Genomic DNA, 14,212 nt, shown 5'->3' on the forward strand with positions numbered 1-14,212 from the left:
ACCAACTGGTGCCGCCGGGCGTTAAATGACTGCTAGCTAGTGCGCCACCATGCATCGCCGACTCTCCAGGAGGACCGAACTCGTGGGACAACCACTCACACCCGGCCAACCACCCCGCTCGTCGTCACAGCGTTCCCCGTTGGCCTCCCCACTGTCTTTGCCGACACCGCCGCAAGGCTGGCCCATCGGTTCGTACCCGACATACGCCGAGGCCCAGCGCGCCGTTGACTACCTGTCGGACCAGCAATTCCCTGTCGAGAACGTCACGATCGTCGGAGTGAATCTGATGCAGGTCGAGCGGGTGACCGGTCGTTTGTCCTGGCCCAAGGTGCTTGGCGGCGGCATGGTCAGCGGGGCGTGGCTGGGCTTGTTCATCGGCCTGGTGCTGGGGCTGTTCAGCACAAATCTGGCGGGCTCGCTCATCGTGGGACTCACTGTCGGGTTGGTGTTCGGATTGGTCACCGCCGCCGTGCCGTATGCGATGACAAGAGGCACAAGGGATTTCGCATCGACCATGCAGCTTGTTGCGGGGCGGTATGACGTGTTGTGTGAACCGGGTCAGGCCGAGGCCGCGCGCGATATGTTGGCCAAGCTAGCTATCTAGTCGGCACCTGCGCGGCGCCGTGCGGCGCTGGCCTGCGGTGTTACCAGTGGCTCGGGAATCGGTCGGCGAGTGGGACTCGCGCCGAACATGTTGCATGTCACCTGGTTTTAGCTCTACGGTTGCCGCGCGGGACGGGTGTGCCCGCCGTGCGGGCACACGGAGGTGCCGAGACGCGTCAACGGACCAGGAGGCGGTCGTGCTGGAGTCGTCGGCCGGATGGTTCCGACGGAAGGGTGTGGCGCTGGGCGTCACCTGCCTGACGCTGGCCTCGCTGACGGGATGTGCCCGCTCCGACGATGACATCGTCATCCGCTTCTACACGCCGGCCAGTGAGGCCGGAACCTTCACGGCCGCCGCGCAGCGATGCAATGCGCAACTCGGTGGCCGGTTCACCATCCGGCAGGTCAGCCTCCCGAAGCGGGCAGACGAGCAACGGTTGCAGCTTGCCCGCCGGCTGACCGGTAACGATCGCACGCTGGACCTCATGGGCATGGACGTGGTCTGGACCGCCGAGTTCGCCGAAGCAGGTTGGGCACTGCCGCTTTCCGCTGACCCGGCGGGCGTGACCGAGGAGAATGCCCAGCGCGATACGCTCGCGGGCCCACTCGAGAGTGCTCGGTGGAAAGACAGGCTGTACGCCGCCCCGTTGAGCACCAACACTCAATTGCTTTGGTACCGCAAGGATCTGGTACCCGAGCCGCCGACGACATGGGATCAGACGGTGCAGGAGGCGGAGAGCCTCGCACGATCGGGCGGACCGAGTTGGATTGCGCTGCAGGGTAAGCAGTACGAAGGCCTGGTAGTTTTGTTCAACACACTGCTGACCAGTGCAGGCGGCTCCGTTTTGGGCGATGACGGTAAGACGGTCACTCTGACCGATACCCCCGAGCATCGCACCGCCACCGTCACTGCGTTGCGGATTATCAAATCGATCGCGACTGCCGACGGTGCGGACCCATCGATCACCCAGACCGATGAGGGCACAGCGCGTTTGGCATTGGAACAAGGTAAGGCCGCTTTCGAGGTCAATTGGCCGTTCGTGATGGCCAGCATGATGGAGAACGCCATCAAGGGCGGGGTGCCGTTCCTGCGTCTGGACAGGCGCCCGGATCTGACCGGCGCGATCGGCGATGCGGGCCGATTCGCGCCAAGTGATGAGCAGTTCACCGCCGCATACGAGGCGACCAATGCGGCACTCGGTTTCGCCCCCTATCCGGCGGTGTTCGCCGATCGGCCCGCCAGGGTCACCATCGGCGGACTGAATATCGCGGTCGCTAGGACAACGCGGTACAAGGCGCAAGCCTTCGAGGCGCTGAACTGCTTGCGCAGCCGGGAGAACCAGAAGGCGACGGCCATCGAAGGCGGATTGCCCGCGGTGGACTCCTCTCTCTACGACGATCCCGAGTTCCAGGCCAAGTACCCCGCGTACGCGATCATTCGCGAGCAGCTCGCCACCGCGGCGGTCCGTCCGGCCTCGCCTTATTACCAAGCGATCTCGACCAGGGTCTCGGCGGCACTGGCGCCGATCACCGCGATCGACCCCGAGCGCACCGCCGACCTATTGACCGATCAGGTGCAGAAGGCCGTCGACGGGCGGGGGCTGATTCCATGACTCAGGCGTCGACCCAGCTGTCCCGCTCCGAGGGCAAGAAGGCCGAGCGCCGGCTCGGACTGCTGCTCATCGCGCCGGCTGCGATCCTGATGATCGCGGTCACCGCATATCCCATCTGCTACGCCGTGTGGCTGAGCCTGCAGAAGTACAACTTCGCCAGCCCCCAGGATCGCAAGTTCGTATGGTTCGACAACTACGTCACGGTGTTGTCGGACAGGTACTGGTGGAGCGCCTTGGTCGTGACACTTGTCATCACAGTGATTTCCGTGGTCATCGAGCTCACGCTCGGGATGGTGCTTGCGCTGGTGATGCACCGGACCATCTTCGGTAAGGGGATCGTGCGCACCGCGGTTCTGATCCCGTATGGGATCGTCACCGTGGCAGCGTCATACAGCTGGTACTACGCCTGGACTCCGGGCACCGGATACCTGGCAAATCTCCTTCCCTCGGGCAGCGCGCCACTGACACAACAGATTCCGTCGCTTGCGGTGGTGATCTTGGCCGAGGTGTGGAAGACCACACCGTTCATGGCGCTGCTGTTGTTGGCAGGGCTGGCGTTGGTACCCGACGATTTGTTGAAGGCCGCTCAGGTCGACGGCGCCAACGGCTGGAGCAGGCTGATCCGCATCACCATCCCGATCATGAAGCCCGCGATTCTCGTTGCACTGCTGTTCCGTACCTTGGATGCGTTCCGGATATTCGACAACATCTACGTGCTCACCGGGGGTAGCAACAACACGGGATCGGTGTCGATTCTGGGGTACGACAATCTGTTCAAGGCGTTCAATGTCGGGCTCGGATCGGCGATCAGTGTCCTGATCTTCCTGTGTGTGGCCGTCATCGCGTTCATCTTCATCAAGGGTTTCGGCGCCTCGGCGCCCACCGCGGACGGTGAGGACGGACGATGACTGTGCACGACCCGCGCCGGGCTCGGCAGTTGTCGGGGTGGTTGATCGCCGATGTGCTGGTGCTGTGTTACGCGTTGGTGCCGGTGCTGTGGGTGCTGAGCCTCTCGCTCAAGCCCACCTCGACGGTCAAGGACGGCAAGTTCTTTCCATGGCCGGTGACCTTCGACAACTATCGCGGCATTTTCAGCGGCAACGTCTTCACCTCGGCGCTGGTGAACTCCATCGGTATCGGGCTCATCGCGACGGTGATCGCCGTCAGTGTGGGCACCATGGCGGCCTATGCGGTGGCACGGCTGGACTTCCCCGGGAAAAAGGCACTCGTCGGTGCTGCCCTGCTCATCGCGATGTTCCCGCAAATCTCGCTGGTGACACCAATTTTCAATATCGAGCGCTCCGTCGGTCTGTTCGACACCTGGCCGGGTTTGATCATCCCTTACATCACCTTCGCGCTACCTCTGGCGATCTATACGCTGTCGGCGTTCTTCCGTGAGATCCCTTGGGAATTGGAGAAAGCCGCCAAGATGGATGGCGCCACACCGGCCCAGGCGTTCTGGAAGGTGATCGCTCCGTTAGCCACCCCCGGCATCGTCACGTCCGCGATCCTGGTGTTCATCTTTGCGTGGAACGACCTGTTGCTGGCGATCTCGCTGACGGCCACGGACCGGTCCATCACCGCTCCAGTGGCCATCGCGAACTTCACCGGCAGTTCGCAATTCGAGGAGCCGACCGGGTCGATTGCGGCGGGCGCCATCGTGATCACGGTGCCGATCATCATCTTCGTGCTGATATTCCAACGACGGATCGTCGCCGGATTGACCTCCGGTGCGGTGAAGGGTTAGCAATGGCTGAGATTGTGCTCGACCAGGTGTCCAAGACGTACGCGGACGGTTCCCCGGCGGTGCAGGATGTCACGCTGAGCATCGCCGACGGCGAGTTCATCATTCTTGTCGGGCCGTCCGGCTGCGGTAAGTCGACGACGCTGAACATGATTGCCGGACTTGAGGACATCTCCTCGGGCGAGCTCACGATCGCCGGCGAGCGGGTGAACGAGAAGGCGCCCAAGGACCGCGATATCGCGATGGTGTTCCAATCGTATGCGTTGTATCCACATATGACGGTGCGCCAGAACATCGCATTTCCGCTCACCCTGACCAAGATGAGCAAGGCCGATATCAAAGCCAAGGTCGACGAGGCCGCGAAGATTCTGGATCTGACCGATTATCTGGATCGCAAGCCCGCCAACCTCTCCGGTGGACAGCGGCAGCGGGTGGCGATGGGCCGCGCGATCGTCCGCAGTCCCAAGGCATTTTTGATGGACGAGCCGTTGTCAAACCTCGACGCCAAGCTGCGGGTGCAGATGCGCACCGAGATCGCGCGTCTGCAAAAACGGTTGGGCACCACCACCGTCTACGTCACGCATGACCAGACCGAGGCGATGACGCTTGGGGACCGGGTGGTGGTGCTGCGCGCCGGAAAGGTGCAGCAGGTTGGTGCGCCCCAGGAGCTGTACGACACCCCGGCCAACCTGTTTGTGGCCGGCTTCATCGGATCGCCGGCCATGAATTTCTTCCCCGCGACGCTCACCGATGTCGGTGTGCAGCTGCCTTTTGGCGAGGTGACTCTGGATGCCCAGGTGTACGCGAATATTGCTGCCAAGAAGGCCGGGTCCCTGGGAGGGGATGTGATCGTGGGTATCCGGCCCGAGCAGTTCGAAGACGCCACGTTGGTCGATACCTACAAGCGGATCACCGGGTTGACGCTGACGGTCAACGCCGATGTGGTGGAGTCACTGGGCTCGGACAAGTACGTGCATTTCACCACCGAGGGTGGGGCCGCCACGTCCGCCGAACTCATCGAGCTGGCTGAGGAGTCCGAGGTCGGCGAGAACGAATTCGTGGCAAGGCTCTCCGCGGCATCGAAGGTCGTGGAGGGACAGTCCATCGAGCTGATCATCGATACCGGCAAGCTGGTGATCTTCGATGCGGAGTCGGGGGAGAACCTTTCCCTCGTCGCCGACAGCGAGTGAATTCCGACGAGATAGTCCGCACCGTGCGGGCGCACCTGGCCGGTTATTTTGCGGGTCTTGGCGCGGGGGAGCCGGATTCGGCCTCCGTCACCTTCCTGGGGTCCGAACCCTATGAACTGCTGCGCTATGGCCCCGACGATGCCGGGGTGACGCATTTCGTCTCTGCGGGAGCCGCGCGGCATCCCATGAAAGACCCGGGGGAGATGCTGGTCTCCGATGAGCTGGGTCCGCGTGCTGAGGTGCTGATCAGCCTGAGAGGCAGTGTATTTCCCGGTCTGGTCCGGTCACTCGCGGTGCTGGCCGCGTCGCCCGCGGTGGAGGGGTTGGTGCTGGCCGAGGATGCGCTCGTCGATCTTGGTCAGCCGTTATGGGATGGGCAGGCGTACACCGCCGTGCTCCTGCAGCTCAGCGACGTCCCGGATCTTTCCCTGCCCGAACCACTCTCGCCCGTACGGTTCGTCGCGGCGGTTCCCATCACGGCCAATGAGGCCGCCTGGGTGCGACTCAAGGGAGCCGATGCGCTCCGGGATACGTGGCGGCAGGCCCATATCGACGTGATGGATCCGTCACGCGCCCACGCGCAGCCGTCCTAGCCGACGCCGCGGTCACAGCCAGCGGTTGCGGCGCAGAGTTCGGTACACGAACGTGCAGGCGCTCACCATGACCAACAACACCACCGGGTAACCCCAGGGCTGATGCAGCTCGGGCATGAAATCGAAGTTCATGCCGTAGATCCCGGCGATCATGGTGGGGACGGACACGATGGCGACCCAGGCGCTGATCTTGCGCATATCGGTGTTCTGCTGCATCGCCACCTTGCCGACTGCGGCGTTCACCAAGGAGGTGAGCATCTCGTCGTAGCTCGAGATCTGGTCGGCGGCATGGGTCTGGTGATCCAGCACGTCACGCAGGTAGCGGCGAACTTCCTTGGTGATCAGGTCGTTGTGATCCTGTGTGAGCTTGCTTAGCGCGACCGACAGCGGGCTGATCGCCCGGCGCAGCTCGACTACCTCACGCTTGAGCATGTAGATGTGTTCGATATCGGTCGCCGATCGCGGAGAAAACACGTTCTCCTCCATGGAATCGATATCGTCTTCCACCAGATCGGAGACCTCGAGGTAGGAGTCGACGACTCGGTCGGCGATGGCGTGCATGACGGCGTATGGGCCAAGCCGCATGTGGTCGGGGTCGGCGTCCATCTGGGCGCGCACTTTCGCCAGGCCGCTGTGGTCGCCGTGGCGCACCGTCACTACGAAGTCGCCGCCGACGAAGATCATGATCTCGCCGGTCTCCACGATCTCGCGTGCGGTTGAAATTGATTCGTGCTCAACGTAGTTGACAGTCTTAAGGACCAGGAACAGGGTGTCGTCGTACCGCTCCAGCTTGGGACGGTTGTGCGCATGCACGGCATCTTCGACGGCCAGTCGGTGCAAACCGAACGGGCCCGCGACGGCTTCCATCTGATGTTCGTCGGGTTCGTGCAGACCGACCCAGACGAACCCACGATCCAGTGAACGCACCTTCTCCAGCGCGGCCGTCGGGGTGTACTTCCCGGGCAGGCGTACCCCGTCGACGTAGACGCCGCAATCGACGATGGCACGCGCGAGGGGAACCGGGATGCGTTTGGCGTCCGTCAGTGGTTCGCGGCCGCGGATAGGTGAACGCAACGACGACGGATTGACCGACGGAAATCGCGCCATGATGTGGGCTCCCTGCTCGCGAACCAATCCTTCTGCGGAACCGTTCTGCGCGATGGTAACCCGCGCACCTTAAGGTTGGCCTGGGACACTGAGATCGTGATCTTCGACGTCGCGGTGTTCACCTCGGTATTCATCACTCTGGTGGTCATCATGGATCCCCCGGGTACGGTACCGGTCTTCCTGTCGCTGACAGGCCGTCTGCCCGCCACCGAGCGGCATCGGGCCGCCTGGCAGGCTCCGGCGGTCTCGTTGACCGTCATCTCGATGTTCGCGATCGGCGGCCAAGCGATCCTGGGCTATCTGCATATCGGTGTCCCCGCCCTGCAGGGCGCCGGTGGCCTGCTGCTGCTCATCACCGGCCTGTCGTTGTTGATGGGCGGGGCGACGAGTCAGGACGCCGACAATGGAGTCAACGTTGCGCTGGTGCCACTGGGCACCCCGCTGATGGCGGGGCCCGGGGCCATCGCGGCGACCATCATTGCGGTCCGTCAAGCCGAGGGACGGGTGGGTACGTATCTGGCTATCGGTGCCGCGATCCTGTGTGTGCACCTGGTGCTGTACCTGACGCTGCGGTTCTCGACGGTGCTGATCAGGGTGCTTCGGGAGGGCGGAATCATGCTGTTGGCCCGCGTGGCGGGTCTGCTACTGGCCGCCATTGCGGTACAGATGATCGCCGAGTCGGTGCGCGGTTTCGTGGCGGGCGCGTAACACGCGGCTCACAGATCCAGAGTCGCCACGTGTGACCTCCGGGTCGGCCAGTAGTCTCACGCTGTGACCGCCTCCGATGTTGTCGTGACCGATGAAGAGATTTTCGAAGCACATATCGATGGAAAGCTCTCGGTAGAGCTCAGGTCGCCGCTGGACACTCAGCGCGCGCTCTCTATCGCCTACACCCCCGGTGTTGCGCAGGTATCGCGGGCCATCGCCGCCGACCCCAGCCTGGCTAAGAAGTACACCTGGGCGCATCGCCTGGTCGCCGTGGTCAGCGACGGTAGTGCGGTGCTCGGGCTCGGAGATATCGGTCCGTCGGCTTCGCTGCCTGTCATGGAGGGCAAGAGTGCCCTGTTCAAGACCTTCGCCGGGCTCAACTCCATCCCAATTGTGCTCGACACCAAGGATCCCGACGAGATTGTCGAGACGCTGATCCGCCTGCGCCCGACGTTCGGTGCGGTCAATCTCGAGGACATCTCTGCCCCGCGCTGTTTCGAAATTGAGCGCCGAGTGATCGAGGCGCTGGACTGTCCGGTGATGCACGACGACCAACACGGCACCGCGATCGTGGTGCTCGCCGCGCTCATGGGCGCCTCGCGGGTACTGGGCCGGGACCAGAAGTCGCTCAAGGTGGTGATTTCGGGTGCGGGTGCGGCCGGGGTCGCGTGCGCCAAAATCATGGTGGCCGATGGCATTACCGATGTGACGGTGCTGGATTCGCGCGGGATCGTGCACAGCGGTCGCGATGATCTCAATGAGAGCAAGACCGAGCTGGCCGCGATCACCAATCCGCGCGGGTTGACCGGAGGTGTCGCCGAGGCGCTCGCGGGAGCCGATGTGTTCCTGGGTGTTTCGGCCGGAAAGGTCGATGAGTCGCTTATCGCGACCATGGCAGACCAGAGCATCGTCTTCGCGTGCTCCAACCCGGACCCCGAGATTCACCCGCATATCGCGGCCAAGTACGCCGCGATCGTCGCGACTGGGCGCAGTGATTTCCCGAACCAGATCAACAACGTGCTCGCCTTCCCGGGCGTGTTCCGCGGGGCGCTGGACGCCGAGGCTACGAAGATCACTGAGCGAATGAAAGTGGCTGCGGCCGAAGCAATCTTCTCGGTTGTGGAACCGGACCTGGCGCGCAACAAGATTGTGCCCAGTCCGCTGGATCCGCGGGTTGGTCCCGCCGTTGCGGCGGCGGTCCAGGCTGTCGCGCACGAGAGCGACTGATCCCGTTTGATTTTTCGCGCGTGGGCTGTGGGGCTGCTGGTCGCAGTGGCCGTGCTGGCCGGCGGCGTTGGATGCTCCGATAACGGCGGCCCTGCACCGTATTTGACGGTGGTCACCACAAATGATCCGCAGTACCGGGTGCTTGCGCATATCTATGCGGCCGTGGTGAAGGCCACTGGTATCGACACCAAGGTGCGTGAGAGCGCTGATCCGGTAGCGGAGCTGGACACTGGGATCGCGAGTGTCGCACCCGGATTCACCGGAGCGGTGTTGCGTCAGTTCGCGCCGCAGCAGCGACCCAGTGGGGACGTGGAGGCCACCTATACGGCCATGATCGCGGCGCTGCCCGCCGGTGTCGCCGCCGCCGACTACGGGACCGCCGAGGATCGCCCCGCCCTGGCCGTCGCAGCCGCCTCGGTGAGTGCCTCGTCCAAGCCCACCCTGGTGGCCTTGGCTCGACATTGCGATCAGCTGGCCCGCGGCGGGCAGGTTGGCCGGGGGCCCGTGCCGGTGCCGCGTATCGGGCCGTGCGAGACCGGCGTGCCCCGCGAATTCGCCAACGGTGGTGAACTTTTCGCGGCGCTCAAACGTGGTGAGATCGCGGTGGCCTGGACCAGTACCGCCAGCCCGAGTCTGCCCGTCGACGGCGTGACGCTGCTCGACGACGAGAAGGACTGGCTTCCTGCTAACAGCGTCGTGCCGCTGTACCGGCGTAATGAGCTGACCGAGCCGCAGGTGTTGTCGCTCAACAAGGTTGCGGGCGAGCTGACCACCGGAGAGCTGGCGGCGATGACCCGGGAGGTTTCCGGGGGAGGCGACCCCGGCCGCGTGGTGGACACCTGGCTCAATGACCACCAGATTCTGGTGCGCTAGTCACTCTGGGCCTCATGACCTGCGAGAACGTCATCAGCGATCAGATCGTGACTTGACCTCTCTATTTGACACGTGCTACTCACATCTGACTATGGCGATCCCACTGGGCCCCAATGTTGCGGCCACTGCACCTGCACGTAGCGACGAGCTGTACCCGGGTGACCAGCCCGGATTGCGGCTGCCCAACGGAGTGGAGGGCTGGGCGCGGCCCGAGCTCGCCTCCGTCGTCCGGACATTTGAGTGGATGTTCACGAAGTACCGCCTCGGCGGTGGCGGTCTGAGCGTCTACGTGGACGGCGAACCGGCCTTGGACATCTGGGCGGGTGCGGCCGCCTCCGGGCAGGGCTGGACACGTGATACCGGTGCTCTCGTCTTCTCTGCCTCGAAGGGCATTGCCGCCACCGTGATTCACCGCCTGGTCGACCGCGGCCTGCTTACCTATGACGCTCCGGTCGCGCGGTACTGGCCGGAGTTCGGCGCCAACGGCAAGTCGTCGATCACTGTGCGGCAGGTGCTCGATCACCGCGCTGGACTCTCCCGCCTCGAGGGGATCGCTTACCACGCAGAGGAAGTCGCCGATCATGAGTTGATGGAGCAGCGCCTCGCCGCGGCACCGGTCGACAAGTTCTATGGCAAGCGCGCGTATCACGCACTCACCTTCGGGTGGCTGCTCGCCGGCCTGGCGCGGTCGGTTACCGGCACGGACATGCGCGAGCTGTTCCGCACCGAGATCGCCGAACCGCTTGGGGTCGATGGGATCCATCTCGGCCGCCCCCCGCGCACCTCACCGACCAAGGCCGCGTCGATGTACCCCTTCCTGGACCCCCTGGTGCGCAGGCCCCTCGTCGGCCGGGTGCTGCCGACGGTCATACGTGCCATCGACCGCCTTCCTGGTTTCGAAGGCGCCATCGGCACGATGTACGAGCCAGGGATGGAGCGGATTCTCGCCGATGACGGCACCCTGACCGCGGCGCTGTACGACATGCAGGCGCCCGCCGCTAACGCGGTGGCCACTGCGCCCGCCCTGGCCAAGATGTACGCGGCCCTCGCCGGTGGCGGCACCGTCGAGGGGCGTGAGTTTCTCTCGTCGGAAACCGTTGCCGGACTTGCCCGTGAACCTAATCTGAGTATCGACCACACCATCGGGTTCCCGATGGGAATGCACCTGGGGTATATGTCGTTGCCGATGAGCGGATTCCGGAGTGGATTCGGCCATATCGGGCTCGGTGGCTCGATGGGCTGGGCCGACCCGAAGCGCAGGATCTCGGTTGGATTCGCGCACAACCGCCTGCCGGCGACCATGGCACTGGATCAGATCGCGTTCGTGTTCCTGTGGCCACAAATCATCAAGGCCGTCGGCTGAGGATGAGCCGCTCGGGCGAAGACCAATAGCCGAGGTCGTGAAGCGCCCTCAATCGGTGAGCGTCGATTAGGTATCTGTCCCGACATCTGTTCGGACACCCTTGTCTTCACGCCAAGTACCTGGTACTCACTGTTACTTATGGCACAACCCCACGGCCTCGATGACGCTGCCGCCGAACCCAACCGCCCGCAATTTTCCTACCCGCCTCTGGAACGAGGTCTAGAGCTGCCGCCGGGGGTGAATGGTTGGGCCCGCCCCGAGTTTCGAGGGGTGGTGCGGGTCTTCGCCCTGGCCTTCACCCGATACCGCGTCGGGGGTGGCGCCATCTGTGTGTACGTGGACGGCGAACCGGTTCTCGATCTCTGGGCCGGTCAGGCGCAGAAGGGCGAGCAGTGGACGCGGGATACCGCGCCGGTCATCTTCTCGGCGTCCAAGGGTGTCACCGCGACGATGATCCACCGGCTCGTGGACCGCGGCCTGCTCGAGTATCACGCTCCGGTCGCCCGCTACTGGCCCGAGTTCGCGGCCAACGGCAAGGGCGCGATTACCGTCGACGAAATCCTGTCTCACACGGCGGGATTGTCGCGGCTGACGGGTATCGCGAACAGCTACGAGGAGATGTTCGACCCCGACCTGATGGCGGACCGGCTTGCTGCGGCCCCGGTGGACAGATACTTCGGTAAGCCCGCCTACCACGCCCTGTCGATTGGCTGGCTCATGGGACGGCTGGCCAAGGCCGTCACCGGCAAGGAGCTGGAGGAGCTGTACCGCACCGAGCTCGCCGAGCCGCTCGGGGTCGACGGAATCCACTTCGGCAAGCCGCCGGAGCATGCGCCCTCGCAGCCGGCAGCGCTGACACCACATTTGGATCGCGTGGCGCGGTCTGGTTTCATTCGCCGCGCTGCGCCGCCTGTCATGGGAGTGCTGGACCGGGTGCCCGGAGGCAAGGGTGCCGCGTCCACGCTATATATGCCGGGTGCCGAGATGCTGCTGGCCGATGACGGCCATGCGAGTGCGCCGACGATGGATATGCGCTGCGGTGCGGCCAGTGCCTGCTGTGCCGCACCGGCACTGGCCAAGCTCTACGCCGCGCTGGCCGGTGACGGCAGTGTCGACGGGACACGTCTGCTGTCTCCGGAGATCACCGAGGGGCTGGGACGCAAGAACAGCTACCGGATTGACCACACGTTGGGCATACCGATGGGTTGGCACCGCGGGTATCACTCCCTGGCGGTCCCGGTGATCGGTGGCGGCTTCGGGCATATCGGGGCTGGCGGTTCCTTCGGCTGGGCCGATCAGAAACGGAAGATCTCCGTTGCGATCGTGCACAACCGGCTGCCCAGCACGATGATCTTCGACCAGGCCATCATCGGCACCTTCTTGCCGTCGATCATTCGTGCGGCCCGGTAAGCAGCGCTACTTCGTAGGCTTGGGCAGCAGGTAGCGCGTAAACAGGGAGAAGATGTCCTGGTAGCGCGCTCCGGTGACTCGAACAATCACGTCGAGGATCTTGGCATCGGGGCCGACGAGCACGCGGGGCTTCTTCTTGCGGACGGCGGTGAGAATGATGCGTGCGGCCGCTTCGGGGCTGGTGTTCGCCAGGTACTTGTCGAACAGCGCGGCCCCGGCTTTGACGTCGTAGCCCTCCGCGGCGGTGGAGTTGCGTGCGATGGCGGTCTTGATCCCGCCTGGGTGCACACAGGTGACCGCCACCGGCTTCTTGCCGATGATCATCTCCTGGCGCAGCGATTCGGTGAAGCCGCGGACCGCGAATTTGGCGGCGTTGTAAGCACTTTGGCCGGGCATCGAGAGGACGCCGAAGAGGCTGGAGACATTGATGACGTGGCCGTCGCCGGAGGCGATCAGGTGCGGTAGGAAGGCCTTGGTGCCGTTGACCACACCCCAGAAGTCGACATCAATGATTCGCTCGATGTCCTTGAACTGGCTTTCCTCCACCTCGCCCTGATAGGCGATACCGGCGTTGTTGTAGATCTGGTTGACCTTGCCGAAATGCGCCTTAATGGCATCGGCGTACAGCAGGAAGGCTTCGCGCTCAACGACATTGATGCGGTCGGCGCGGACTTCGGCGCCCAGCGCCTTGACCTGGCGTTCGGTTTCGGCGAGTCCCTCGGTATCGACATCGCTGATGGCAATCTTGGCGCCGGAACGGGCCAGCTCGATGGCCAGGGCGCGTCCAATGCCGGAGCCGGCGCCGGTAACCACGGCGACCTTGCCGCTGAAGCCTTCCATGTGTGTCTCCTTGTTATTAGACGAGCGTCAAATAGTCAGACTAGCGCGTCAGTTGGATCGCTTGGGTAGCAGGAACCGCTCGGCGACGAGGAAAACGTCCTGGTAGCGCGCGCCCGTCAGCCGGACCAGGAAGTCGATCACCTTGGCGTCCGGCCCGACGAGTACGCGCGGCTTTTTCTTGCGCACGGCGGTCATGATGATTCGAGCTGCCGCCTGCGGGCTGGTCCGGGCCACCCGATCAAACAGTTTGGCGAATTCCGCGTGGTCATACCCCTCGGCCATGGTCGCGTTGCGGGCCACGTTGGTCTTCACCCCTCCGGGGTGTACGCAGGTGACGGCGACGGGCTTCTTGCCGACGATCATTTCCTGGCGCAATGCTTCGGTGAAGCCGCGGACCGCGAATTTGGCGGCGTTGTAAGCGCTTTGGCCGGGGGCCGCCATGATGCCGAAGATGCTGGAGACGTTGATGACGTGGCCGTCGCCGGAGGCGATCAAGTGCGGTAGGAAGGCTTTGGTGCCGTTGACGACGCCCCAGAAGTCGACGTCGACGATGCGTTCGATGTCCTTGAACTGACTGACCTCGACATCGCCGTGGAAGTCGATTCCGGCGTTGTTGTAGATCTGGTTGACCTTGCCGAAGTGCTCCTTGATGGAGTCGGCGTATAGCAGGAAGGCTTCGCGTTCAACGACATTGATGCGGTCGGCGCGGACTTCGGCGCCCAGAGCCTTGATCTGGCGTTCGGTTTCGGCGAGTCCCTCGGTATCGACATCGCTGATGGCGACCTTGGCGCCGGAACGTGCCAGCTCCACCGCTAGCGCCCGCCCGATACCCGAACCGGCGCCGGTGACGACGGCGACCTTCCCGTTGAAGCCCTCCATTGAGCTCTCCTCAAGATTTACGTTGCGAGGCGTATGTCAATCAGTGAGGGTAGCCGATGGTG

14 protein-coding genes are annotated in these 14,212 nt (G+C 63.9%); 11 read left to right on the forward strand and 3 right to left on the reverse strand.

Going from position 1 to position 14,212, the window contains the following annotated elements; all coding sequences use genetic code 11:
• Window positions 1–82: 82 nt before the first annotated feature.
• The 6 genes from MLB1_RS23020 to MLB1_RS23045 all read left to right on the forward strand — a co-directional run bounded on the left by MLB1_RS23020 (window position 83) and on the right by MLB1_RS23045 (window position 5,743).
• Window positions 83–604 carry a general stress protein gene (locus MLB1_RS23020; protein WP_180752162.1) on the forward strand — a complete coding sequence of 174 codons (522 nt, stop codon included), beginning with the start codon at window positions 83–85 and terminating at the stop codon, window positions 602–604.
• Between the two features lie 196 nt (window positions 605–800).
• Complete coding sequence (locus MLB1_RS23025) at window positions 801–2,216, forward strand: extracellular solute-binding protein (protein WP_180752163.1); 1,416 nt, start codon at window positions 801–803, stop codon at window positions 2,214–2,216.
• Window positions 2,213–3,124 carry a carbohydrate ABC transporter permease gene (locus tag MLB1_RS23030; RefSeq protein WP_180752164.1) on the forward strand — a complete coding sequence of 304 codons (912 nt, stop codon included), beginning with the start codon at window positions 2,213–2,215 and terminating at the stop codon, window positions 3,122–3,124. Before MLB1_RS23025 ends, MLB1_RS23030 begins: the two co-directional genes overlap by 4 nt.
• On the forward strand, window positions 3,121–3,963 hold the full coding sequence (locus MLB1_RS23035) for a carbohydrate ABC transporter permease (RefSeq protein ID WP_180752165.1): 843 nt from the start codon (window positions 3,121–3,123) through the stop codon (window positions 3,961–3,963). The genes MLB1_RS23030 and MLB1_RS23035 overlap by 4 nt, the downstream gene beginning before the upstream one ends.
• Before the next feature lie 2 nt (window positions 3,964–3,965).
• The gene (locus MLB1_RS23040) at window positions 3,966–5,150 is read left to right on the forward strand and encodes a sn-glycerol-3-phosphate ABC transporter ATP-binding protein UgpC (protein ID WP_180752166.1); all 1,185 of its coding nucleotides are present in this window, start codon (window positions 3,966–3,968) and stop codon (window positions 5,148–5,150) included.
• Window positions 5,147–5,743 (forward strand): suppressor of fused domain protein, encoded by a 597-nt coding sequence (locus MLB1_RS23045; RefSeq protein WP_180752167.1) that lies wholly within the window; start codon window positions 5,147–5,149, stop codon window positions 5,741–5,743. Before MLB1_RS23040 ends, MLB1_RS23045 begins: the two co-directional genes overlap by 4 nt.
• 12 nt (window positions 5,744–5,755) lie before the next feature.
• Here the strand turns inward: MLB1_RS23045 and corA are convergent, their stop codons facing one another.
• On the reverse strand, window positions 5,756–6,850 hold the full coding sequence (corA, locus tag MLB1_RS23050; RefSeq protein ID WP_180752168.1) for a magnesium/cobalt transporter CorA: 1,095 nt from the start codon (window positions 6,848–6,850) through the stop codon (window positions 5,756–5,758).
• A gap of 96 nt (window positions 6,851–6,946) precedes the next feature.
• Between corA and MLB1_RS23055 the strand changes: the two genes are divergently transcribed.
• The 5 genes from MLB1_RS23055 (at window position 6,947) to MLB1_RS23075 (ending at window position 12,431) form a co-directional block, all read left to right on the forward strand.
• The gene (locus MLB1_RS23055; protein ID WP_180752169.1) at window positions 6,947–7,558 is read left to right on the forward strand and encodes a MarC family protein; all 612 of its coding nucleotides are present in this window, start codon (window positions 6,947–6,949) and stop codon (window positions 7,556–7,558) included.
• An 84-nt stretch (window positions 7,559–7,642) separates the two neighbouring features.
• Window positions 7,643–8,785, forward strand: a complete 1,143-nt coding sequence (locus tag MLB1_RS23060) for an NADP-dependent malic enzyme (protein ID WP_180752274.1) — start codon at window positions 7,643–7,645, stop codon at window positions 8,783–8,785.
• 27 nt (window positions 8,786–8,812) lie between these two features.
• Window positions 8,813–9,658 carry a glycine betaine ABC transporter substrate-binding protein gene (locus tag MLB1_RS23065; RefSeq protein ID WP_371750685.1) on the forward strand — a complete coding sequence of 282 codons (846 nt, stop codon included), beginning with the start codon at window positions 8,813–8,815 and terminating at the stop codon, window positions 9,656–9,658.
• Window positions 9,659–9,749: 91 nt separating this feature from the next.
• Window positions 9,750–11,021 carry a serine hydrolase domain-containing protein gene (locus tag MLB1_RS23070; protein ID WP_180752170.1) on the forward strand — a complete coding sequence of 424 codons (1,272 nt, stop codon included), beginning with the start codon at window positions 9,750–9,752 and terminating at the stop codon, window positions 11,019–11,021.
• Between the two features lie 138 nt (window positions 11,022–11,159).
• Window positions 11,160–12,431, forward strand: coding sequence for a serine hydrolase domain-containing protein (locus tag MLB1_RS23075; RefSeq protein WP_180752171.1), 1,272 nt, complete (start codon window positions 11,160–11,162; stop codon window positions 12,429–12,431).
• Between the two features lie 6 nt (window positions 12,432–12,437).
• Here MLB1_RS23075 and MLB1_RS23080 read toward each other — a convergent pair whose 3' ends face one another.
• Window positions 12,438–13,271 (reverse strand): SDR family oxidoreductase, encoded by an 834-nt coding sequence (locus tag MLB1_RS23080; protein ID WP_180752172.1) that lies wholly within the window; start codon window positions 13,269–13,271, stop codon window positions 12,438–12,440.
• Between the two features lie 48 nt (window positions 13,272–13,319).
• Window positions 13,320–14,150 (reverse strand): SDR family oxidoreductase, encoded by an 831-nt coding sequence (locus MLB1_RS23085; RefSeq protein ID WP_180752173.1) that lies wholly within the window; start codon window positions 14,148–14,150, stop codon window positions 13,320–13,322.
• Between the last annotated feature and the right edge of the window lie 62 nt (window positions 14,151–14,212).

The sequence above is a fragment of the Mycobacteroides sp. LB1 genome (genome assembly GCF_013449725.1).
In the GTDB taxonomy this organism is placed as follows: Bacteria; Actinomycetota; Actinomycetes; order Mycobacteriales; family Mycobacteriaceae; genus Mycobacterium.

Coding starts and splice junctions, on each gene's coding strand:
- MLB1_RS23030 (WP_180752164.1), top strand. CDS start 2,213: ATGACTCAGGCGTCGACCCAGCTGTCCCGCTCCGAGGGCAAGAAGGCC.
- MLB1_RS23035 (WP_180752165.1), top strand. CDS start 3,121: ATGACTGTGCACGACCCGCGCCGGGCTCGGCAGTTGTCGGGGTGGTTG.
- MLB1_RS23040 (WP_180752166.1), top strand. CDS start 3,966: ATGGCTGAGATTGTGCTCGACCAGGTGTCCAAGACGTACGCGGACGGT.
- corA (WP_180752168.1), bottom strand. CDS start 6,850: ATGGCGCGATTTCCGTCGGTCAATCCGTCGTCGTTGCGTTCACCTATC.
- MLB1_RS23070 (WP_180752170.1), top strand. CDS start 9,750: ATGGCGATCCCACTGGGCCCCAATGTTGCGGCCACTGCACCTGCACGT.
- MLB1_RS23075 (WP_180752171.1), top strand. CDS start 11,160: ATGGCACAACCCCACGGCCTCGATGACGCTGCCGCCGAACCCAACCGC.
- MLB1_RS23080 (WP_180752172.1), bottom strand. CDS start 13,271: ATGGAAGGCTTCAGCGGCAAGGTCGCCGTGGTTACCGGCGCCGGCTCC.
- MLB1_RS23085 (WP_180752173.1), bottom strand. CDS start 14,150: ATGGAGGGCTTCAACGGGAAGGTCGCCGTCGTCACCGGCGCCGGTTCG.